Annotated in this window: 20 protein-coding genes; 6 read left to right on the top strand and 14 right to left on the bottom strand. The window is 42.5% G+C overall.

What is annotated here, in order from left to right; all coding sequences use genetic code 11:
- Position 1 precedes the first annotated feature (1 nt).
- The 6 genes from ilvA to ACFQ1M_RS05860 form a co-directional block, all read right to left on the bottom strand.
- Entirely contained in the window at positions 2 to 1,267 is a 1,266-nt protein-coding gene (ilvA, locus tag ACFQ1M_RS05885; protein ID WP_386405289.1) for a threonine ammonia-lyase IlvA, read from the bottom strand.
- Between the two features lie 20 nt (positions 1,268 to 1,287).
- On the bottom strand, positions 1,288 to 2,802 hold the full coding sequence (gene ilvC / locus ACFQ1M_RS05880) for a ketol-acid reductoisomerase (RefSeq protein ID WP_386405286.1): 1,515 nt from the start codon (positions 2,800 to 2,802) through the stop codon (positions 1,288 to 1,290).
- 29 nt (positions 2,803 to 2,831) lie between these two features.
- The gene (ilvN, locus tag ACFQ1M_RS05875; RefSeq protein ID WP_386405283.1) at positions 2,832 to 3,359 is read right to left on the bottom strand and encodes an acetolactate synthase small subunit; all 528 of its coding nucleotides are present in this window, start codon (positions 3,357 to 3,359) and stop codon (positions 2,832 to 2,834) included.
- 5 nt (positions 3,360 to 3,364) lie between these two features.
- The gene (ilvB, locus tag ACFQ1M_RS05870) at positions 3,365 to 5,098 is read right to left on the bottom strand and encodes a biosynthetic-type acetolactate synthase large subunit (protein ID WP_386405280.1); all 1,734 of its coding nucleotides are present in this window, start codon (positions 5,096 to 5,098) and stop codon (positions 3,365 to 3,367) included.
- Positions 5,099 to 5,152: 54 nt separating this feature from the next.
- Positions 5,153 to 6,832 (bottom strand): dihydroxy-acid dehydratase, encoded by a 1,680-nt coding sequence (gene ilvD / locus ACFQ1M_RS05865; RefSeq protein ID WP_386405277.1) that lies wholly within the window; start codon positions 6,830 to 6,832, stop codon positions 5,153 to 5,155.
- Positions 6,833 to 7,337: 505 nt separating this feature from the next.
- Positions 7,338 to 8,066: an energy transducer TonB gene (locus ACFQ1M_RS05860; RefSeq protein ID WP_386405274.1), complete on the bottom strand. Its 729-nt coding sequence runs from the start codon at positions 8,064 to 8,066 to the stop codon at positions 7,338 to 7,340.
- Between the two features lie 160 nt (positions 8,067 to 8,226).
- Between ACFQ1M_RS05860 and ACFQ1M_RS05855 the strand changes: the two genes are divergently transcribed.
- From ACFQ1M_RS05855 to ACFQ1M_RS05845, 3 genes are read left to right on the top strand one after another with little or no spacing between them, the layout of a single operon-like run.
- A complete protein-coding gene (locus tag ACFQ1M_RS05855) occupies positions 8,227 to 9,648 on the top strand; it encodes an aldehyde dehydrogenase (protein WP_386405272.1) in 1,422 nt (473 codons plus the stop codon).
- Positions 9,648 to 10,379, top strand: coding sequence for a nitroreductase family protein (locus tag ACFQ1M_RS05850; RefSeq protein ID WP_386405270.1), 732 nt, complete (start codon positions 9,648 to 9,650; stop codon positions 10,377 to 10,379). The genes ACFQ1M_RS05855 and ACFQ1M_RS05850 overlap by 1 nt, the downstream gene beginning before the upstream one ends.
- Before the next feature lie 31 nt (positions 10,380 to 10,410).
- Entirely contained in the window at positions 10,411 to 11,190 is a 780-nt protein-coding gene (locus ACFQ1M_RS05845; protein ID WP_386405267.1) for a hypothetical protein, read from the top strand.
- Here ACFQ1M_RS05845 and ACFQ1M_RS05840 read toward each other — a convergent pair.
- The 8 genes from ACFQ1M_RS05840 to ACFQ1M_RS05805 are packed head-to-tail and all read right to left on the bottom strand — an operon-like array spanning position 11,187 to position 17,401.
- The gene (locus ACFQ1M_RS05840; protein WP_386405264.1) at positions 11,187 to 12,041 is read right to left on the bottom strand and encodes a 5-oxoprolinase subunit C family protein; all 855 of its coding nucleotides are present in this window, start codon (positions 12,039 to 12,041) and stop codon (positions 11,187 to 11,189) included. The genes ACFQ1M_RS05845 and ACFQ1M_RS05840 overlap by 4 nt on opposite strands.
- Positions 12,034 to 12,768: a 5-oxoprolinase subunit PxpB gene (gene pxpB, locus ACFQ1M_RS05835; RefSeq protein WP_386405261.1), complete on the bottom strand. Its 735-nt coding sequence runs from the start codon at positions 12,766 to 12,768 to the stop codon at positions 12,034 to 12,036. The genes ACFQ1M_RS05840 and pxpB overlap by 8 nt, the downstream gene beginning before the upstream one ends.
- Positions 12,761 to 13,501 carry a 5-oxoprolinase subunit PxpA gene (pxpA, locus tag ACFQ1M_RS05830; protein WP_386405258.1) on the bottom strand — a complete coding sequence of 247 codons (741 nt, stop codon included), beginning with the start codon at positions 13,499 to 13,501 and terminating at the stop codon, positions 12,761 to 12,763. Before pxpA ends, pxpB begins: the two co-directional genes overlap by 8 nt.
- A gap of 4 nt (positions 13,502 to 13,505) precedes the next feature.
- Entirely contained in the window at positions 13,506 to 14,702 is a 1,197-nt protein-coding gene (locus ACFQ1M_RS05825; RefSeq protein WP_386405255.1) for an Nramp family divalent metal transporter, read from the bottom strand.
- A gap of 59 nt (positions 14,703 to 14,761) precedes the next feature.
- Positions 14,762 to 15,403 carry a response regulator transcription factor gene (locus ACFQ1M_RS05820; RefSeq protein ID WP_386405252.1) on the bottom strand — a complete coding sequence of 214 codons (642 nt, stop codon included), beginning with the start codon at positions 15,401 to 15,403 and terminating at the stop codon, positions 14,762 to 14,764.
- Entirely contained in the window at positions 15,400 to 16,230 is an 831-nt protein-coding gene (locus tag ACFQ1M_RS05815) for a sensor histidine kinase (protein WP_386405249.1), read from the bottom strand. Before ACFQ1M_RS05815 ends, ACFQ1M_RS05820 begins: the two co-directional genes overlap by 4 nt.
- The gene (locus tag ACFQ1M_RS05810; RefSeq protein ID WP_386405246.1) at positions 16,203 to 16,868 is read right to left on the bottom strand and encodes a hypothetical protein; all 666 of its coding nucleotides are present in this window, start codon (positions 16,866 to 16,868) and stop codon (positions 16,203 to 16,205) included. Before ACFQ1M_RS05810 ends, ACFQ1M_RS05815 begins: the two co-directional genes overlap by 28 nt.
- A 20-nt stretch (positions 16,869 to 16,888) precedes the next feature.
- Positions 16,889 to 17,401 (bottom strand): hypothetical protein, encoded by a 513-nt coding sequence (locus ACFQ1M_RS05805; RefSeq protein ID WP_386405243.1) that lies wholly within the window; start codon positions 17,399 to 17,401, stop codon positions 16,889 to 16,891.
- Between the two features lie 408 nt (positions 17,402 to 17,809).
- Here ACFQ1M_RS05805 and ACFQ1M_RS05800 point away from each other — a divergent pair, with 408 nt between their 5' ends.
- The 3 genes from ACFQ1M_RS05800 to ACFQ1M_RS05790 are packed head-to-tail and all read left to right on the top strand — an operon-like array spanning position 17,810 to position 21,378.
- The gene (locus tag ACFQ1M_RS05800; RefSeq protein ID WP_386405240.1) at positions 17,810 to 18,397 is read left to right on the top strand and encodes a DUF4255 domain-containing protein; all 588 of its coding nucleotides are present in this window, start codon (positions 17,810 to 17,812) and stop codon (positions 18,395 to 18,397) included.
- A gap of 3 nt (positions 18,398 to 18,400) precedes the next feature.
- Positions 18,401 to 19,381, top strand: coding sequence for a hypothetical protein (locus tag ACFQ1M_RS05795; RefSeq protein WP_386405237.1), 981 nt, complete (start codon positions 18,401 to 18,403; stop codon positions 19,379 to 19,381).
- A gap of 23 nt (positions 19,382 to 19,404) precedes the next feature.
- On the top strand, positions 19,405 to 21,378 hold the full coding sequence (locus ACFQ1M_RS05790) for a phage tail sheath family protein (protein WP_386405234.1): 1,974 nt from the start codon (positions 19,405 to 19,407) through the stop codon (positions 21,376 to 21,378).
- Positions 21,379 to 21,404 lie beyond the last annotated feature (26 nt).

The following is a 21,404-nucleotide window of genomic DNA, read 5'->3' as shown; positions in this document are numbered from 1 at the left end:
GTCACACCAGAAATTGAAATAGGTCTGGTTTATCGTTTAGATAGTCGCCATAGAAGTTATGAGCTTTCATCCTTGCTATTAAAGGCTTCAAGTCCTCTTTGCTTTTCAATTCTACTCCGACGACTGCAGGACCATTCTCTCTACTGTGCTTTTTTGAATATTCAAAATAGGTGATATCATCATCTGGACCCAAGATCTCTGCCACGAATTCCTTTAAGGCGCCCGCTCGCTGTGGAAATCGCACAATGAAGTAGTGTTTCAAATTTGCGAATAGCAGTGCTCTTTCTTTGATCTCTGCTGTTCGTGTGATGTCGTTATTGCTTCCACTAACGATGCACACTACATTTTTGCCTTCGATCTGATCCGCATATTGGTCCAAAGCGGATAGCGTAAGTGCTCCAGCAGGCTCCACAACCACTGCATCCTTATTATAGAGGTCCAAGATGGTTTGGCATACCTTCCCCTCTGGCACAGTGATCATATCATGAAGATATTTTTTACAGATCTCAAAAGTTTTCTCTCCCACGCGTTGCACTGCGGCTCCATCGACAAATTTTTCTATGTTATGCAGCGTAACGACTTCACCATTTTCTAAGGAGGTCTTCATCGAAGGCGCCCCATCGGGTTCTACTCCGATGATCTTGGTCCGTGGAGAAAGCTGTGCAAAGACACTGCTTAATCCAGAGGCCAGCCCTCCACCTCCGATGGCCACGAAAACATAATCTATAGGTTTTTCGGTCTGACGTATGATCTCCAATCCGACGGTACCTTGCCCTTCAATGACCTTTTCGTCATCGAAAGGATGTACGAAGACCTTTTGCTGCTTCTCGCAAGCTTTCTTGGCCGCATCATATGAATCGTCGAATGTATCCCCAACGAGCTCTATTTTTATGGCACTCCCGCCGAACATTGCTACCTGCTCTACCTTCTGTTTTGGTGTTGGTGCTGGCATAAAGATGGTTCCTTCTATCCCTAATTTCTTACAGGAAAGTGCCACGCCCTGCGCATGGTTCCCCGCACTGGCGCATACAACGCCGCGCTTCTTCTCTTCTTTTGTAAGTGAACTGATCTTGTTATATGCACCACGAATCTTATAGGACCGCACCTGCTGCAGATCCTCTCTTTTAAGGAGGACATTGGCGTTGAACTTATTGGAATAGGTAAAACTATGCATCAATGGAGTAACCGCGGCAACGCCTTTGAGCGTTGCTGCGGCCTCCTCAACATTAACCAACTGAGGCATATATGTATGCAATGTTTTTTCCATATAAAAATTCTTAGATGCTGCTACACCTCGCTTAAGGCAAGTTCTTTTATATTAGTAGCGCTACTTATCTTTTTCATTGCGGTCATCGATTCACGAAGTTTTGTCCCGATGATCTCCACCGGATGATTACGGATCGCTTTGTTAGCGGTGATCAATGCTACATTGTCCACGCCCGTGTCTTTATCTTTAGTGAAGGCCGTACCGATGACGTCGGTCTCTATTTGTTTCATGAAATCCTGAAGTAATGGCTTCGCAGCATGATCGAAAAGATAGCATCCGTACTCCGCGGTATCCGATATTACCCGGTTCATCTCGAAGAGCTTTTTACGTGCGATGGTATTAGCGATAAGCGGGGTCTCGTGCAATGATTCGTAATACGCAGATTCTTCGATGATCCCTGCCTCTGTCATCGTCTCGAATGCCAACTCTACCCCCGCACGAACGAAAGCTACGAGCAACACGCCATGCTCAAAATATTCTTGTTCTGATATTGTATTATCGGTTGCCGTTGTTTTTTCAAAAGCGGTCTCGCCGGTCGCAGCCCTCCAAGAAAGTAAATTCTTATCATCGTTTGCCCAGTCCTCCATCATTGTTTTTGAAAAATGACCAGACATAATATCGTCCATATGTTTTTGAAACAACGGACGTAAGATCGATTTAAGTTCTTCGGACAGCTCATAAGCTTTTAACTTGGCTGGATTTGTTAGGCGATCCATCATATTGGTGATTCCACCGTGCTTTAAAGCTTCTGTGATCGTCTCCCAGCCATACTGAATTAGTTTTGCAGCATAATTTGGGTCGATACCTTTCTCCACCATTTTGTCAAATGACAATATAGAACCCGTTTGTAATAATCCGCACAAAATGGTTTGCTCGCCCATGAGATCGCTCTTTACCTCTGCAACAAACGAAGACTCTAACACTCCTGCCCTATGGCCGCCGGTAGCCACGGCGTAGGCTTTTGCCTGTGACAATCCGAACCCATTAGGGTCATTATCTGGGTGGACAGCGATCAAGGTTGGAACGCCAAACCCTCTTTTATATTCCTCTCTTACTTCCGATCCTGGACACTTGGGTGCCACCATGATCACGGTAAGGTCTTTACGTATTTTTTCGCCTTCTTCTACGATATTGAATCCATGGGAATATGCCAGCGTCGCACCCTGCTTCATTAGCGGCATCACCGCTTTGACAACGCTTCCATGTTGCTTGTCTGGAGTAAGGTTGCAAACTAAGTCTGCACTTGGAATCAACTCCTCATAGGTTCCCACCTCAAAATTATTTGAACTTGCGTTCACATATGATTGACGCTTTTCTCGGATAGCTCCTTCTCTAAGGGCATAAGAAATATGAAGTCCGGAGTCGCGCATGTTCAGTCCTTGGTTAAGACCTTGTGCGCCACAGCCTACTATGACTATTCTCTTGTCCTTAAGAGGCTCCACCCCATCTTCAAACTCTGAAGAATCCATAAACCGACACTTTCCTAATTGTGATAATTGTTCTCTTAGCGATAGTGTGTTGAAATAATTTGCCATGTCTTCTATTCGTTTTTTGTTTAGTTGTTTTAATGTTGAAATTCTGCGAGCATCGTTGAGATATCCATACTTGCCTTTGAAACCGAAATCCTTCCAGACCTTACAAATTGCATAATACCAAAGGGTCTCAATTGTTCGTAAAGCGCCTCTATTTCGTTGCGCCTACCCGCTTTAGAGATCACAAAGAAGTCACGTGCCACAGTGACGATCTCAGAATGACTTTCTTTAATGATATTCTGAATTTGGCGTTCGTCGAACAAGAGCGACGAGTCTATTTTGAACAATGCTACCTCTTCAAAGATCGTTTCTTCATCGGTATGATAGAATGCTTTGATCACGTCGATCTGTTTTTCTATTTGTCCGACGATCCGTTTTACCCAATCTTCTGTGGTATGCACCACAATGACAAATCTGAATACGTGATCAATTTCAGATTCTGACACGTTCAGGCTTTCAATACTAATATGTCGTTTCAGGAAAATACCTGAAATTCGATTCAGGAGTCCCACATTGTTCTCCGAATACACCGAAATGGTAAATGTTCTTTTTTCTCCCATGGCCTCTAACTTAATCTACAATCCGAAACCGAAGCCCCACTTGGGATCATCGGAAATACATTATCTTCCTTTTCAACGCATACTTCTAGAAAATAGGCATCCTTGCTTGCTAGCATCTCTTTTACGGCCCCTTCTAGTTCTGCTCTTTTGGTGACACGCTTGGCATCTATATGATATCCTTTGGCAATGGTCACGAAATCTGGGTTCACCAATTCTGTAGACGCATAGCGCTTATCGAAGAACAATTGTTGCCACTGTCTAACCATTCCCAAGAAATCGTTGTTAAGCACCACAATTTTTACCGGAACCTTTGTTTGAAAAATGGTCCCTAACTCTTGAATGGTCATTTGGTATCCGCCATCACCGATCACAGCGATCACCTCCCTTTCGGGAGCTCCCATTTTTGCTCCAATGGCTGCAGGAAGCGCAAAGCCCATAGTTCCCAGTCCACCAGAGGTGATGTTGCTCTTTGACCGTTTGAATTCTGCGTAGCGAATCGCCACCATTTGATGTTGACCAACATCTGTAACGACCACCGCCTCTCCTCCTGATGCGCTATTGATATATTTTATCACTTCTCCCATTGTCAATCCTTCTTTCTCAGGGAAAAGATCATTCTTTATCACCTTGTCAAACTCTAGCGTATCCTTCTTTTTAAATTCGTCCAGCCATGCTTCATGTTTATTGCTATTCAGATAAGGAAGCAGCGCTGCGAGCGTTTGCTTTACGTCGCCAAGCACAGCAACATCGGTCTTTACATTCTTATCGATCTCTGCCGGGTCTATCTCAAAATGGATGACCTTGGCCTGTTTGGCATAGCTGTCTAAATTGCCCGTAACCCTATCATCGAAACGCATTCCAATGGCGATGAGCACATCACATTCGTTTGTTAGCACATTAGGCCCATAGTTTCCATGCATTCCAACCATCCCTACATTGAGCGGGTGATCGGTAGGGATTGCCGAGACACCCAAGATCGTCCATGCTGCAGGAACGCCAGACTTCTCTATCACAGCTTTGAATTCATCCTCTGCCTGACCGAGAATAACGCCTTGTCCCCAGACGATCATAGGTCTCTTAGCGGCATTGATCAATTTAGCAGCTTCTTCGACCTTTTTTGGGTCGAATTTTGGAACCGCATCATAACTTCGAATACCGGTACATTTTTTATATTCAAAATCGAATTCCTCGAACTGGGCATTCTTGGTAATATCTACCAAAACGGGTCCTGGACGCCCCGATCTTGCAATATAAAAGGCCTTGGCCATGACCTCTGGAATTTCTTCTGCACGAGTGATCTGATAATTCCATTTCGTCACTGGCGTTGAGATTCCAACAATGTCTGTTTCTTGGAAAGCATCAGAGCCCAATAAATGACGTGGTACCTGCCCTGTAATGCAGACCATTGGCGTTGAATCTATCTGCGCATCCGCGATTCCTGTGACCAGATTGGTTGCTCCAGGACCAGATGTAGCCATTGCCACACCTACTTTTCCAGAGACTCTTGCATATCCTTGAGCGGCATGCGTTGCGCCCTGTTCGTGACGTGTAAGCACATGGTGCAGTCGATCTTGGAATTTATACAACTCATCGTAAATGGGCATGATCGCACCTCCTGGATAGCCATAAAGGGTCTCTACTCCTTCAGCCAAAAGACATCTGATCACGGCCTCTGCACCAGATATTCTGATACTTTTGGAGGCAACTGCCTTTTGCTTTGTTAATGTTTTTGTCTGCATCTTTACAACATTTATTAAGAGATATCTCTCTTCCGCCCTTTAAGGCGAATTACTTCATTGAAATTCATCGGTCACACATCCCTGTGAAGCCGATGATACGATATTGGCATATTTGAACAATGACCCTCTTTTCACCTTCAGAGGTGGACATTGCCAGCCTTTCTTTCTTTCGGCTAATTCTTCTGCTGAAAGATGCACCTCTATGCTATTCTTTTCAGCATCGATGGTGATCTGATCGCCATCCTTCACCAACGCGATATTTCCTCCTTCTTGCGCTTCTGGCGAAATATGACCGACCACAAAACCGTGGGTACCTCCAGAAAACCTACCATCGGTGATGAGCGCTACATCCTTGCCAAGCCCTGCACCCATGATAGCTGCAGTTGGCTTGAGCATCTCGGGCATTCCTGGCCCTCCTTTTGGGCCTTCGTAGCGTATGACCACCACATCCCCCTTTGTTACCTTTCCATTCTTAATACCGTCATTCGCTGCAAATTCCCCGTCGAACACCTTCGCCTTTCCCGAAAATCTCAATCCTTCTTTACCCGTTATCTTTGCGACAGCACCGTTGGTGGCCAGATTACCGTATAAAATTCGAATATGGCCGGTGGCCTTTATCGGGCTTTCTTTGGGTCGGATCACCTGCTGGCCTTCTTCCAGACTTGGCACATCGGCTAGATTTTCTGCAATTGTCTTCCCAGTCACCGTTAGACAATCTCCATGAAGCATTCCCTCTTCCAACATATATTTCAGGACTGCTGGAATACCTCCTACATCATGGACATCTTCCATAAGGTATTTACCGCTTGGTTTTAGATCTGCCAAAAAGGGTGTAGTGTCGCTGATTCTTTGAAAGTCATCTAAGGTAAAGCTCACATTGGCTGCCTTTGCGATTGCCAGAAAGTGCAACACTGCATTGGTTGAACCACCCAAGACGGTGATCAGCCTGATGGCATTCTCTAGTGATTTTCTGGTGACGATGTCAGAAGGTTTAATATCTTTTTCGAGCAATAATTTCAAGGCCCTGCCGGCTTCGACACATTCCTCCTCTTTATTATTGCTTATTGCTGGGTTGGAGGCGTTGTATGGCAAGGACATTCCCAAGGCTTCGATCGCCGAGGCCATGGTATTTGCTGTATACATTCCCCCACATGCGCCAGCACCAGGGCATGCCTTTTGAACCACGCTCTTATATTCCTTTTCATCGATGGTTCCAGCTACCTTTTCTCCCCAAGCTTCGAAAGCCGAAACCACATCTAGCTTTTTACCATTGTGACAGCCAGAAGCAATGGTGCCACCATAGACCAAAACGGAAGGGCGATCTAATCTTAACATAGCCATCAAGGCACCGGGCATATTCTTGTCGCAGCCAACCACAGTCACCAAACCATCGTAGCTCATGCCTTCGACCACTGTTTCCATAGAATCCGCAATGATATCTCTTGACGGTAACGAAAACCGCATTCCGGAGGTACCCATCGAAATCCCATCGCTTACACCAATGGTGTTAAAGATGAGCCCGACAAGATCGACTTCCATTGTGCCTTGCTTTACCAACTTGGCAAGATCATTGAGATGCATATTGCACGGATTCCCTTCATATCCTGTGCTTGCTATTCCTATCAACGGCTTCTTAAAGTCTTCGTCCGTGAGTCCAATAGCATGCAACATCGCTTGTGCTGCTGGTTGTGTTGGGTCTTGAGTTACGTTGCGGCTATATTTATTTAGCTCCATGAATGGTATTTATTGATTCGAAATTACTTTTCTATGATTTCAATATTTTTTTAACAATATTTCTACTATTAAGTTCAATTGTTTTATAAATCATTTAATTATTTGATTATCAGTTATTTATATGTATTTATTTAATCATATTCAACAAAAAATGAAATTCAAAAAACTATATTTTTTTCAATTTGATGTAGGTTTCTTTGTCAAATTTTCAAATGAATCTCGGGTTATCCTTTGTTACAATTCAAAAAAAAACCTTCCCGAAATCGGGAAGGTCTATATGATACAATGATGCCATTCCCATTATGGTGATAAAATCACGATAACGACGATAATGACTATGGTGATATTAGTTGTTAAAGGTGCGCTCATTTCTTATTACAATATTAGAAAGAATTATGCTTCCATCATATTTAAAATTTCATTATTGTGCCTTTACAAAAAACAAGGCCAAATATTGCAGTATCAGCAAATTTGGCCTTGCTAGATCAAATAATCATTGATCCTATTAGGTTCTGTCGGCTAGCTTAAACGTTATTGGAATACTATATGGAACTTTGACCGCTCTACCTCGTTGCTTTCCGGGAATCATAGTGGGCAAGAGGTCTATGATGCGCTGGGCTTCCTTCTCTAAGGTTGGATCAGGACCACGCATTTGAACATTGGTCACCTTCCCTTTGGCGTCTATTACGAACCTAACAAAAACCCTTCCTTGAATACCCAGTTCTTGCGCGGTAACAGGGTATCTGAAATTCTTTTGAATATGCTTCTGGACCTTTTGGTTAAAGCATTCGCGCTTTCCCTGTTTAGAAAGACCCTCGCAACCCGGGTAAATAGGAACGTCCTCTATCACTGCAAAGGCTACCTCTACATCTTCTTCAACTTCAGCGACCTCCACTGCGTCGACATCGACCACATCTGCAATAACATCTTCACTACTGGTCTCAGAGGATTCGATCACTGTTTCTTCTACCTCAAGCTCGTCAGCTACCACTGCAATTACTGATGGCGCTACAGGTGGCGGTGGCGGTGGTGGCAGATCCTTCATTTCAACGATTGGAATATCTTCATCTAATTCATCGGCCATGGCCACACTTTCGATGGTGATCTCGTCTTGGGTAAAAGATTTCAATTCAAGTAAACGCCATGTTACAAAAAGCATTATATTAAGTCCAATCAAAAAGAAAAGATTGCTATACCTGCCTAGCTCTGCTCCCGGATTTTTCTTCAGTTCCATCACTTATAATGTATTGGTTTACCCGAAATTAGTCAGAGCCATCAAAAAAAAATATGACATTTGTCATTAGACCTATTCAACAAAAAATGACGATGTGCCTAAATGATGGACATAATGTTTATAGAAATTTTATACATTGTGCACTAATAAAACTATGACCATGGAAACCGCGCAAGAAATCGAAAAGGAAAAGCCCAAAAATATTGAACACGATGTTGCGACTATACAAAAAAAACAGCGGGAACTATTTGACAGTCAAAAGACAAAAGATATTGCTTTTAGAAAAGCAGCACTCAAGAGGCTAAAGCAAGAAATATTGGCGAGAGAGCAAGATATCTTTGCGGCTTTGGAAGCAGATTTTAAAAAGCCTGTATTTGAATCCGTGCTTTCCGAAACAGGGGTCGTCATCTCAGAATTGGACCTGATGTTGAAGAAAATCAATTCATGGTCAAAACCAAAGCGCGTCTTTCCGTCGATGTTAAATTTCCCCTCTAGCGATAAGATCTACCCCGAACCTTATGGGGCGACCTTGGTCATCGCACCTTGGAACTATCCTTTTCAGCTAGCGATGGCCCCCTTGATCGGCGCTGTCGCCGCTGGAAATACAGTAGTTGTAAAGCCATCCGAACTAACGATGAATACCTCTAAGGTAGTATCGGAGATCGTCAGCGCGGTTTTTGAAGAAGCGCATGTTGCTGTTTTTGAGGGTGGTGTACCCGTTTCTGAGGCCCTCCTTTCAAAAAAATGGGATTATATCTTTTTTACAGGAAGTGTCGCCGTAGGAAGGATCGTTGCAAAGGCCGCAGCAAAGCATCTAACCCCTACCACCTTAGAATTAGGTGGAAAGAATCCCTGTATTGTAGATGACACTGCCAACATAAAATTGGCAGCACGCCGTATCGTTTGGGGAAAATTTTTGAATGGTGGGCAAACGTGTATCGCTCCAGACTATATTTTGATCAATGCCAAAGCGAAGCACGATTTTGTAAGAGCTGTAAAAGACGAAATTGAAAATGCCTATGGCAAGGACCCAAAGGCATCGCCAGACTTGCCGCGTATCGTAAATGAAAAGAACTTTCATCGCTTGACGAAAATGTTAGAGGGAGAAGAGATTCTTGTTGGTGGTCAACAGGACCTCAACGATCTTTATATCGCTCCGACGCTCCTCGATAACCCAAAGTTGGATAGCGAGGTAATGAAGGATGAGATATTTGGGCCTATTTTACCGCTGGTCACTTATAGAGATCAAGAAGATATCGAGGCCATTATAAGTAGTTATGACAAACCACTATCGCTCTATGTGTTCTCTACCGATAAGGCGTTTTCGCAAAGAATCATCGAGAAATACTCGTTTGGTGGAGGTGCCATCAATGATACGATCGTTCACTTTGCCAATCATAGACTCCCCTTTGGTGGTGTTGGCAATAGTGGTATTGGCGCCTACCATGGCAAGTTGAGCTTTGACACATTCTCTCATTTTAAGCCGGTGGTAAAACGCGCCAACTGGTTGGATGTACCAGTAAGATATGCCCCCTACAAAGGAAAGTTAACGAAGCTGAAAACCTTCTTAAAGTACTTTTAATGAGAGAAAGAACAGTAAGTGAGGCCATAGCTTATCGTCGTTCGGTAAGGATTTTTAGAAAAGATGTTGAGATCGACACACAAAAGGTAAAGACATGTATTGAGAATGCAGCCCTTGCCGCTACTAGTAGCAATCTGCAGCTATGGGAATTTTATCATGTGACCGACGCGGAAACTTTGGAGAAAATGACAAAGGCCTGCCTGGGACAGAATGCTGCCAGGACAGCCAAACAACTTGTAGTGATCGTCGTAAGAAAAGATCTTTGGAGAAAACGCGCCAAGGCAAATGTGAATTTTCTTAAAGAATTATTCAATGGGAAACCTGAGGCGGTCTCTGAAAAGCGAAAGAAACAATCCTTGGACTATTACCGTAAAGTAATTCCTTCAATTTATACTGACTTTCTTGGTATTCTGGGATGGATAAAACTATTTGTCTTTACTATCATAGGTTTTTTTCGACCTATTTATCGACAAGTGCGACGCAGCGATATGCGCATCGTAGCCCATAAAAGTGCTGGCCTTGCTGCGGGTAATTTTATGAACAGCATGGCGGCAATCGATTACGACACCTGCCCAATGGAAGGCAGCGACACGATACGGGTGAAGAACATTTTAGGTTTGCCGTGGTCAGCCGAGATAAATATGGTCATCGCTTGTGGCGTAAGAGACGAAAAAGGCATTTATGGTCCAAGATTTCGTGTGCCTTTTGATGAAGTCTATAAAAAAATCTAAATTTAAAACTTAAAATATACCTGCCTTAAAGATGAAAAAAGTAAACATTGAACAAACCAATAATCTAGAGTTTGGAAAAGTATTTGAAGATGCATTTGAGTTGTATAAGAAGATATTTCTTCAACTTTTACTCGGTATTCTAGTTGTTGCAGTCATTGCCGGAGCGATCTATTTTGTAGTTTTCTTCGCTCTATTTGGAAACATCTTTGAGCAAGCTGTAACGGACCCCGATGACTTTGCAGCATTAAGTCAAAGCTGGCCATACCTACTGAAAACTAGTCTTCTTGGTTTTGTGCTAGGTTTGCTCGTAGCTCCAATCTCTGCCGGCTTCTATAAGATGTGCGAGGTGGGCTATAGAAATGAAACCCCAGAGATAGGCATCTTGTTCAGATATTATAAACAGCCTTATTTTAACCATATCATTGTGGCAGCCTCCATTGTGGCCATCGTTACCTTGGCAATCACCTTACCTACACAATATTTTGGCCTCGCTTTTATTCAAGTACCGCTATCGATCATCATTTCCGTATTGACATTATGTATATATCCATTGATCATTTTTAGAGATTACGATGGTGTGGAGGCGATCAAGGATTCTATAAGAATTGGAGGCAAGCATTTTCTAATGATCCTGCTACTCCTAATTGTAGGGTTTATTTGCTCGATGATCGGATTGGTCGCCTGTTTGATCGGCGTTCTCTTTACCCTGCCTTTTATATATACGATGATGTTCTCGATCTACCATAACATTGTAAACATAGAAGAGACATCGGATATCGATCTCATTGGTACGCCAGAGAACGAGGATTAATTTTCTGCTCGGAATCTGATGACATCGCCTTGTCGTTTCTGCGACAACCTATTGATGCCCTCTTCTGTTAGCTGTAACACTCTAGGATACCCTCCAGTGGTCTGTGCATCTCTCATTAAGACGATCAATTGTCCGGAGGAGGTGAGCTGCACCGTCCCGGGCAACACTGGCCCTGTGATCATCGAACCAAGGTCATTTTCGACCGCTCCTTCCAGCTGATAGGCCATTCTATTATTGTGCTTTGAAATTATAAAGTCGGATTTGAAAAGCTGTAATTGTTGAGAATACAGCATGCTTTCGAACTCTGGCCCGGGAGTCACTGTAATATTTGGTGTGTTAAAGTGTGTCAGCCGCGTTCGCACATTGGCATTGGTATGAAGCAAACCTGTATCGTTATCGGTAATACTAATGATATCACCCTCCTTTAATAAAAGGTGGTCCGCTATACCTTTGTAATAACTTTTACTTTCAAGGATTTCAGTGACATCAAATCCACCTTTTACCGCGATATAATACCGCACCCCATATTTCAATTTTCCGAAAGAAAGGATATCGTCTTTCACGACGGTCAAAAGTGAATTTATTTTGCAAGGCCTACCATTGATCATAGGGGAACCATCGGCCCCTACGATCGTCAAAATTGTATTAGAACCAAATTGTAATGTTGGCCCTGTCAAAGTACATTCGATGGCCGCTTCGTTATTTTTGTTATTCACGATCGCATTGGCCAATCGATATGAATAACTATCCATCGCACCAGAACAGGGGACACCAAATTTGCGAAATCCCATCCTTCCCATATCCTGAAACGAACTAAAAAAGCCAGGCGCCAATACAGTGATCTTAGCCATGGTACACCTCCCATTCTAATATATGTTTCTCTGATGACGAATTCGAGAGGATCTGTGTATGCTCATTTTTTGAAACAGGGAAAAATTGAATAATATCACCAGGCGCAGCAAAGCAAGGTTTTGTGGAGTTAAGTCTGAAAAGTTCTATGGGACAATTTCCTATGATATGCCATCCTCCTGGTGACGTTGTCGGATAAATACCCGTTTGATCTCCTCCGATGCCTACTGCACCCTTAGACACCTTTGATCTTGGCTTCGATTTGCGAGGAAAATGCAATTGTTCCGGTAAACCATGTAAATATAGAAATCCAGGCAGAAACCCAATAAAAAAAACAGTATATTCACTTTTAGAATGTACGTCGATGATGGTTGGTTTTGTCAACCCGATCTGCATGGAAAGATCATCGATATCAATGGCAAATTCGTCCTCATAACAAACGGGCAACTTCCATTTCTTAAATGTTCTAGGAATTTGACCGTCAATCGACGCATATACCGATTCCAACATATGTTTTAACTTGAAAAAATCAATCTTTAAATTTTCATAACTAATTAATAATGAGTTGTATGAAAAATTCAACTCAATAATTACTTTAATATTTGATTTTTCAATATTATCGACGAATCCCAATATATCATAAAGTTGTTCCTGACTTGTTTTCTTCGGCCATTCAACCAAAATTGCGGCTTTTCCAAGCGGTTTATATGTTAAATTGTATCTAACCAATGGTAATATTCAGTTCTTTAACATTCATATTTAAAGCCCTTGCTATTTCGAGCGCATTCGGATGGTCTCCATGCACGCAAAGTGTTCGAGGTGAGATAGACTTTCTATTGCCCGAAACCGTCTTAATGTGCCCTTTTAAGATCATTGGGTTCACATGTGCCAAAACAGCAGCAGCATTCTCGATGACCGCATCTGGTTGCGACCTTGGGACCAAAGACAGGTCATCGTTATAATTTCGATCGGCAAAAGCCTCGATCCAGCACCTTGCTCCTCTATGCTCTGCTCTCTCTAAGATCGAGGAATCTGGGGAAACATATAATATACTTTTAGGGAAATATTTACATGTGACATCTAAAAATAAATCAGCTAGGTCCATGTCCATTTTTAGCAGATTATAAAGTGCGCCATGTGGTTTTATGTGATGTAGCTTCCCCCCTTCTGAATCTAGAATACTTTTAAAATCGAGCAGCTGTTCATACAATGATGCTTTTAGATCTTCGCTTGAGATATCCACTGGCAACCTTCCAAAATTTTGTTTATCTGGAAACGAGGGGTGAGCTCCAATGCGAACGTTATGGTCTAATGCTAAACGAATGGTTTTGCTCATGGAGGTCTCATCGCCATAGTGGCCACCGCAAGCAATATTACATGAAGAAATAAATCGCATCATCTCTGCGTCATTCCCCATACCTTCGCCAAGATCGCTATTGATATCAATGATTTTGTGCTGCATGACATTAAATTAATCCAAAAACTGATAGTATCGTTCTTCCCCCTAAGAATATGGTGACCGCAACGATCAACAACCCTATCAAGTTATGCCAAATGGTATTTCGATAGGAACCAAGTAGATCCTTTTTATTCATCGTCCATAGTAGCAATCCTGCGACCAAGGGAAGTAATAGGCCATTTGTGACTTGCGCAAATTGTATGATCTCTATCGATTTTATTCCGAAAGACGAAAAAAGCACGCCCAGAAACAATATGGTCATCCACACCGCTCTGAATTCCCAGGATTTTAGGCCTCCTTTCCAACCAAGGCATCCTTTCACCACATAGGCCGTAGCGAGCGGTGCCGTAATGGCAGAGGTGATTCCAGCAGCAAAAAGCCCCACCGCAAGAAAATATTTGGCAAGCCTTCCGTAAAGCGGTTCTAGCCCCCTGGCCATATCGGTAGCGTTGGTTATTTTTGAGCCAAAGATCGAGGCAGCAGTAATGATGATCGCCATCGACACCACACCTCCAAGTATAATTGCAATTAAGGTATCTCGGCGTGCGTTTGCTAAATATTCTGGGGCGTTCCATTTTTCCTTCACCAAGGATGCATGTAAAAAAAGGTTGTAGGGAACCACTGTGGTGCCGATGAGGCCTATCACAGTAAGCAAACTTCCCTTTGGAAGTTTAGGGGTCAATAAGCCCTTGAGTATGGTAGAAACATCTGGTTTGGTAATATAGGCCGTAACGATAAACGAAAGACTCATCAGCGTCACCAAAACGATGAAAATACGCTCCAAAATCTTATAATTCCCAAAGTAAAGCAATACGAAGGCAGCAGCTCCGATAAGGAGTGCGGAAATACGCTGTTCCCCGAAAAGTGTCTCTAGCCCTAGTATTCCTCCACTGATATTCCCTGCTTCATAGGCTGCATTTCCAATGGCTATGGCCGAAAGCGTTAGAATGATGACCATCGCTTTCAATATCGGTGATCCGATCGATGTTCTAATGATATCCGACAGCCCCTTTTGGGTTACAATACCTACTCGGGCAGACATTTCTTGAAGTACGAGCGTTGCAATGGTTGAAAGAAGCATGGCCCACAACAGGTCAAAACCATAGGTCGCACCTGCAAGGGTACATACAGTGACCGTTCCTGGACCTATGAAGGCCGCGGTGACGAGTGTCGCTGGGCCTATATCTTTAAAAACATTCTTCAAGAGGATAACTTAGATTGGTTAGTTGCGCATTCTAAGTTATGCATTTTGGAGCTAACACGCTATGGTTTGAAAATCTCATTTTTGATAGCGTACAGCACGAGTCCGATACGACTGCGCACCTGAAGCTTTTCGAACAAGGCCTCCCGATAACCATCTATCGTCTTTGGACTTAGAAACATATCACCAGCAATTTCCTTATAGGTCTTTTCGGTACAAGCTAATTTCAAGAATTCGAGCTCACGCTCTTTTAGCTTTACGCCGCCTTTTTCTTCTTTATGAAGCGAGCCGAGCAAGGTTTTGGAAATTCTATCGGTATAATAGAAGCCTTTATGAATACTATCGTTGAGCGCATCTTTAAATACATCGGGGTCGATATCCTTCAACAAATATCCCCTTGCGCCATTGCGAAGCATACGAATGATCGTTTCCTCGTCATCATCCATGGACAGGACGATCACTTTCTGATCCGGACGGTGCTCCTTGAGCCATTCCATGGTTTCTATACCATTCATTACGGGCATGTTGATGTCTAACAAAATAACATCAGGCGCATTGCTGTTGCTTTCTAACTTTTGGACAAGCTCTTTACCATTCTTGACGTGATATAAGACCTGAAAATCATCAAAAGAATTGATGAGTCCCTGCAAGGATTGCGCAAAAAGCGAATGGTCGTCGACTATGACTACTGAATATGTTCTCATTGGTGGTTGGTTTGTTCCCGATCATCATCGGAATTGGTTAATGGGTATCGCAAAATTAAGCAAACACCGCGATTTATCTTGGCATCTATGGTAATATCGGCATTGATGAGTGAAGCTCTGCTTTGCATATTGAGCAGGCCGCTTCCTTTTTCGACATTTTCTATATCAAATCCAACGCCGTTATCCTCTGCTCTGATGTATAATTCCTGATTGTTATAGTTAAGAGTCACCTTTAGCTCGCTGGCTTTTGAATGCTTTATGACATTGGAGAAAAACTCTTGCAAAATTCTAAAGATGATGATCTCGTCCTTTCTATCTATATGTATCTCTTCACCATGAACTTCGAAAGTGGCAGTCAAAAAATTAAGCTTGTTATAGCGTTGCAGTTCGGTGTCTAGCGCTCTGGTGAGACCTATATTTTTAATAAAGTCGGTATTGAGTGCTTTTGAAAGCGCTCGTAATTCCGCCAAACTCTTGCCTACGACCTCCCCGGTTTCTTTGATCCGCACCTTCAATTCTTCGGGAGCCTCAGAATTTAACATGTTCAGTTGCATGCGAGCGACTGAAAGTAGTTGTCCTATGTTATCGTGCAGTTCCCATGAGATGTTTTGAAATGTCTGTTCCTGAATTTCATTTTGAGATTGTGCAAGCTCGTGATCGAAACGTATTTTCTCTTCTGCCTTCTCGATGAGCAGCTTTGTTTTCCTTTTCTGAAAAATAGAGAAGAACGTGATCACAAAAGCAACCATGAGAAACAATATGGCTGTTACCGCGATGACCAGCGTAGTAAGCTCTTGGTTTAACTGTTGTATTGCTTCTTGCTCCATAAAATTCCAATGATAAACGATAAATGCATCAATACATTCGCAATGAACATGGTCACTCCATACACCTCACCTTCAAATTGAAACTCCTGTATCATGATCCATAATGGAAGTACTGGGATACAAAATATCAAAATTCCAAGACTGAACCAGAAATAGACCGAACGGTTGAGCTTCAAAATAAAATCCCCTTCGAGCACTTCTCGAAAATACATGATCGCTGAAAAAAAAATGAATATTACTCCCAGCGAAGTAGTATAAAATTGAGTATCATTCAAAATATCTTGGAGAAAGATCGAATTGAGCACCACGGCCACTATAAAAAAGACCCAAAGTGCCAAAATGATCTTTTTGCTCTGTGTAGAGGTCACCAGATTTCTATACCAAAATAGGATGAACGTCGGCGATACTATATCGAAAATATTACCAATAATGATAGAGGCCCTTATGTCGGGAAAGAATTCATAATAGATCACCTTATAGGAGATCTCGAATAAAAACAATATCCAAAGATAGAAAATGAAATATTTGGCCTTGCCATGCGCATACTTATAAAATAAGATGCTGCCCAGCAAGGCCGTGAATAAGGCCAGTAGCTTCAAATAAGATTGAAGTGTACTAAACTTTAAGAGTTCTTCCATTTTCTATCTCCAATGCATTCTTAGTCCACATCGTAAAGGTCATGTGGTGGGTCGCCTCCGCTACCCTTATCTAAAACCTCTATTTCATCGATATCCTCACTCCTATTATTATTGCCCTGAACAAAATTCAGCATACTTCCTCTTTGAGGGTCGATCTCGCTACCTGTAGGTGCGATAAATATAGTGGTATATCCGTTGTCTCCTCCCTGATTTGGATTTACTGCAAGGTGTAATCTAAACCCTTCGAGGTTGTATCCTTTCTCTCGTGCCTTTACTTGAGCATAGGCAATGTAAGCCTGAAGTTCTCTTACAGAGTACCAGCTAGACCTATTATCGTCATAACCTATTGTACTGTTGATAGCTTGGTAGCGCTCTTCATATAATTTACTCCATTCAGCAGCCTGTTGCGGCTGAATAAGTTTCTCCTCGATAATATTCAAATCTCGCGGAAAATTAAAGGCATCTCCACACGAAAGAACAAAAACGAGCGACAAAATGAGTGCTACAGTTAGTAATTGGTTGATTTTTTTCATGCTATTATTGATTAAAAGGTTAAAAAGTAAATACTTAGGATAAAGATACTTATTTAAGTATATCGCGATTACTTTTTAAAAAAGTAAATATAGTGTTACGCATATGGCAAAGAAAAGGGGCTTTCGTATTATTGAGAAAGGGGTATTTCCCCATTTCGATTAAAGACATTCGTTTTGTCGATTTTTTAATCTTATTCAGCCATCTCTTAACAGCTTCTTTCATCCTTATTATGAATTCCCAAACATAAAAGACATCTTTTATTTCCTGTTTTATAAAAGGGATTTTTCCCCCTCAGTTTAAGGTGAAACACGCTATATACCATTTACACATTACGCTATTTTTGTGAATCACAATAGCGTATTCCCTAGCAAAACCTCTTCAGAAATCCAATCAATAACCAACCAATAATGATTTTTGAAGTTTTACACATTCTAACCAAACAGGTCAATGATTATCTAGAAGCCGAAGGTATGCAAACACCAGTGGTGTTGGACAATATCGCCTTTGTAGATTCGCACGAGCCCAATTCCCCTTTAAAAGATGCCGTTGCCCTCAGCCTTATAAACATCGAGGAGGAGGTCACTCTGAAAAATCATTTCAACAGGCAGGTGTCCAATGATAGTGTCACCTATAAAAACCCAATCATTTATTTGAACTTGTATCTGCTCTTTGCAGCAAACAGGGATACCTATACCATCTCCCTGAGAAACATCTCTAAGATCTCCGAGTTTTTTCAAGGTAAAAAGGTCTTTACACAAAACAATACGACCTACAACCGAAACGATATCGACCTCAGCGGTATCAGCAACTTCAAGTTTACGGTAGAACTATATACCCCCACTTTCGAGGAGATGAACTTTGTATGGAGCACCCTCGGTGGCAAGCAGCTACCATCTCTGCTCTACAAACTAAGTCTTGTAGAAATTGAAAGGGACGTGACAAGCAAAAAAGGAGTGGTCATCACTGGACTCCCACGCAACATAAATAGAAATTAGGCTATGCTATACAAATCAATATTCAACATCAATATCCATCATGCCTTTTTCTTGGACGACGGGACCTCCAAGTTTTTAGATATGACCGACGATGAAAAAGATGTACAGCTTTTAAAATACAATCTTTCAGAGTTTATGATGGTAACGCCTATGCCAGCAAGCAAATCAACACTAAGAAACCATAGAATGCTCTGGCGTAAGAACCCTCATGGCATCAGAGTATTGGTCAGTGTTATCGATGTTACAATAGACGGTGACGACGAACATCAACCAATAATCCCATTTGCAGACGACCTCGCTTTGGTATTTGAGGTCCGCGCATCAGATCCCTTTTTTAACAACTATTCGAATTTGGAAGACATCAATAGTCACCGGCTCTATCACTTTACGAATAAGAAACTTTCTACCGAAGGTGGCGGTTTCGCAAATATTTTTACGGGTGATGGCATTGTCGATGAGGATTATTTACTAAGTGAACAAGGTAGTCGACTCCTCATACATTCTTTGGCTGTGACTGGACAATTGAACAATACGGTTATCGGTACGGATGCCATCACAAGCATTCCAGACACCGACCTCGGAACCACGGAAGCCCAAAAAATATTGAATGCTTACATAGAAAGAGAAAAGAAAAATGGGCTCTTAGGCTTTGTCACCTTACATGTCAAAGGAGATTCTGATAACGATCTGTTGCTATACAACGATGATGACCCGAATGATATAAAACAGTACTTGCCAGAAGATGCTCCGAGCTTCACACTGCACATGGTGAACCGAAGTACCTTTTGGCGATATATTCAAGAAAAGGAAAATTTAAGCTTCACCACAGAAGAAGAAAAACCGCTCACCAAAAACGGTTTTGTAGAAATCGTAAAAGAAGACTTGGACCCCGAGCCAAGCACCGATCTTAATTATCCCAACCCAGACGCACATCTCATTAAACTGGAAGACGATAATAATTACTATTCAGAAATATTCATTTAAAACCAAAAACAAATATTTAAATTATGGCAACGTACAGCACACCAGGAGTCTATGTTGAGGAGATCACCAAATTCCCTCCCTCTGTGGCTCAAGTAGAAACGGCAATCCCTGCCTTTATCGGTTACACCGAAAAAGCAACAAAAAAGGTCAATGGTGACCTTATTGGGAAGCCTATTAGAATTAGCTCTCTCTTGGAGTATGAGGAATTTTTTGGGAAGGCGAAGCAAGAAACAGATATCACTGTTACTGTAACAGATGGAGATGTCAATGCCACCCCTCCAGAAAAACCGAACAAGTCTCCTTTTCTCATGTATTACTCCATGCAAATGTATTTTGCCAACGGTGGAGGCCCATGCTATATTTCATCTGTGGGTGAGTACGGAGCTGCTGCAGGTGACCAAAAAACCGCGGTGGTATTAGCTGATCTGCAATCAGGTCTCGCAGAAATTAGAAAAGAAGATGAGCCAACACTCTTACTCTTTCCAGATGCTACTTCACTGGCAGGAGATGGAGATTTCTATGCGATCTATACCGAGGCACTCCAACAGTGCAAGGATTTGCAGGATCGATTTACCATTATCGACACCTATTCCGATAAGGAGCACGACACATCACTCTCCGATCCAGGGGGAACTCCTTATGTTACGCTAGACCCAGATGATGCGATTCGCTCTGGCATTACCCTAGGAAAGGACTATTTGAAATACGGTGCCGTATACTACCCCTTCCTAGAAACCATTTTGGATTATGCATATGATGAATCACAGATCGATGTGACCATCGCAAGCTCTAGCCCTACCAACGTACAACAAGAGGTGCAGAACATCTCAGATACCATCAATACGGCACTGATAGACGTGATGATCGCAGAGCTAGACACCTTAGAAGCTGATGTGACCGCCCTTTCAGGTCCTAGTGAAGATGCGGATGCCGTGGCGATGATCCCAGATATCAAGGCAAATGTCAACAAAATGTTATCTTATATCCATGGGCTTCAGGCTGAGTTAGAGAAGGCACTTTCTGTCGCTCGCAATGATGGAAGTGCACCAACACAAGCCAACGCCTTGGACACTTGGATCACGGATGTACTCGAGGAAACGGTACTAGGTTTGAACAAGACCATCGACAGGCTCAATGCCGATACTTCTAAAACCATGGTACTCAATGAAATTACAAGTAGCACTACCAGTGTCAACGCGTTGAGAAGAGTTCTAGGCATCCATGACGATGATACACCGGCCACCGATCCACTAAAAGTGAAGATCGACACCTTGGTAGCTTCAGGGGAACTTAAAGATCTCATCGATAACCTTCCAACAGCAAGTGGAAGTGCCGTCGTAAAGAAATTAAGTGTGATCAAGGATGAGGATGACCAAATGTATAATGCGATAAAGGCAGAAATTGGATTGATGCCTGTGAAGTTACCTCCAAGCTCCACGATGGCCGGAGTGTATGCCAGAGTGGATTCTGACAGAGGCGTCTGGAAAGCGCCTGCCAATGTTGGGGTTGTATATGTTTCTAAACCTTCGGTACCGGTTTCAAGTGAGGATCAAGAGCTTTTGAATGTACATCCTCCAACCGGGAAATCCATCAATGCCATTCGCACCTTTATTGGAAAAGGAACCCTCGTTTGGGGCGCTCGCACATTGGCAGGGAATGACAATGAATGGCGCTATGTTCCCGTTCGTCGCTTCTTCAATATGGCCGAAGAATCTATCAAAAAAGCGACAGAACAATTCGTCTTTGAACCAAATGATAAGAACACCTGGACACGTGTTAAGGCGATGATCGATAATTTCCTTACACAACAATGGCGAGCAGGAGCCTTGGCTGGGCCAACTCCCGATAAGGCCTTCTATGTAAATGTAGGGCTTGGCGAAACGATGACCGCCCAAAATATCCTTGAAGGTGAGATGATCGTCGAAATAGGTATGGCAGTCGTTCGTCCTGCAGAGTTCATCATCTTGAGATTCTCTCACAAAATGCAAGAAGCATAAGCAATAAAAACAATAAAACTTAAAAA

It is taken from the genome of Sungkyunkwania multivorans (assembly GCF_042675645.1).
Lineage (GTDB): Bacteria > Bacteroidota > Bacteroidia > Flavobacteriales > Flavobacteriaceae > Sungkyunkwania > Sungkyunkwania multivorans.
This window is presented reverse-complemented; position numbering and strand designations above follow the sequence as displayed.

What these genes read in the sequence shown, in the direction of transcription:
- ilvA (WP_386405289.1), bottom strand. Translation starts at nt 1,267, where the DNA reads ATGGAAAAAACATTGCATACATATATGCCTCAGTTGGTTAATGTTGAG.
- ilvC (WP_386405286.1), bottom strand. Translation starts at nt 2,802, where the DNA reads ATGGCAAATTATTTCAACACACTATCGCTAAGAGAACAATTATCACAA.
- ilvN (WP_386405283.1), bottom strand. Translation starts at nt 3,359, where the DNA reads ATGGGAGAAAAAAGAACATTTACCATTTCGGTGTATTCGGAGAACAAT.
- ilvB (WP_386405280.1), bottom strand. Translation starts at nt 5,098, where the DNA reads ATGCAGACAAAAACATTAACAAAGCAAAAGGCAGTTGCCTCCAAAAGT.
- ilvD (WP_386405277.1), bottom strand. Translation starts at nt 6,832, where the DNA reads ATGGAGCTAAATAAATATAGCCGCAACGTAACTCAAGACCCAACACAA.
- ACFQ1M_RS05860 (WP_386405274.1), bottom strand. Translation starts at nt 8,066, where the DNA reads ATGGAACTGAAGAAAAATCCGGGAGCAGAGCTAGGCAGGTATAGCAAT.
- ACFQ1M_RS05855 (WP_386405272.1), top strand. Translation starts at nt 8,227, where the DNA reads ATGGAAACCGCGCAAGAAATCGAAAAGGAAAAGCCCAAAAATATTGAA.
- ACFQ1M_RS05850 (WP_386405270.1), top strand. Translation starts at nt 9,648, where the DNA reads ATGAGAGAAAGAACAGTAAGTGAGGCCATAGCTTATCGTCGTTCGGTA.
- ACFQ1M_RS05845 (WP_386405267.1), top strand. Translation starts at nt 10,411, where the DNA reads ATGAAAAAAGTAAACATTGAACAAACCAATAATCTAGAGTTTGGAAAA.
- ACFQ1M_RS05840 (WP_386405264.1), bottom strand. Translation starts at nt 12,041, where the DNA reads ATGGCTAAGATCACTGTATTGGCGCCTGGCTTTTTTAGTTCGTTTCAG.
- pxpA (WP_386405258.1), bottom strand. Translation starts at nt 13,501, where the DNA reads ATGCAGCACAAAATCATTGATATCAATAGCGATCTTGGCGAAGGTATG.
- ACFQ1M_RS05820 (WP_386405252.1), bottom strand. Translation starts at nt 15,403, where the DNA reads ATGAGAACATATTCAGTAGTCATAGTCGACGACCATTCGCTTTTTGCG.
- ACFQ1M_RS05815 (WP_386405249.1), bottom strand. Translation starts at nt 16,230, where the DNA reads ATGGAGCAAGAAGCAATACAACAGTTAAACCAAGAGCTTACTACGCTG.
- ACFQ1M_RS05810 (WP_386405246.1), bottom strand. Translation starts at nt 16,868, where the DNA reads ATGGAAGAACTCTTAAAGTTTAGTACACTTCAATCTTATTTGAAGCTA.
- ACFQ1M_RS05805 (WP_386405243.1), bottom strand. Translation starts at nt 17,401, where the DNA reads ATGAAAAAAATCAACCAATTACTAACTGTAGCACTCATTTTGTCGCTC.
- ACFQ1M_RS05800 (WP_386405240.1), top strand. Translation starts at nt 17,810, where the DNA reads ATGATTTTTGAAGTTTTACACATTCTAACCAAACAGGTCAATGATTAT.
- ACFQ1M_RS05795 (WP_386405237.1), top strand. Translation starts at nt 18,401, where the DNA reads ATGCTATACAAATCAATATTCAACATCAATATCCATCATGCCTTTTTC.
- ACFQ1M_RS05790 (WP_386405234.1), top strand. Translation starts at nt 19,405, where the DNA reads ATGGCAACGTACAGCACACCAGGAGTCTATGTTGAGGAGATCACCAAA.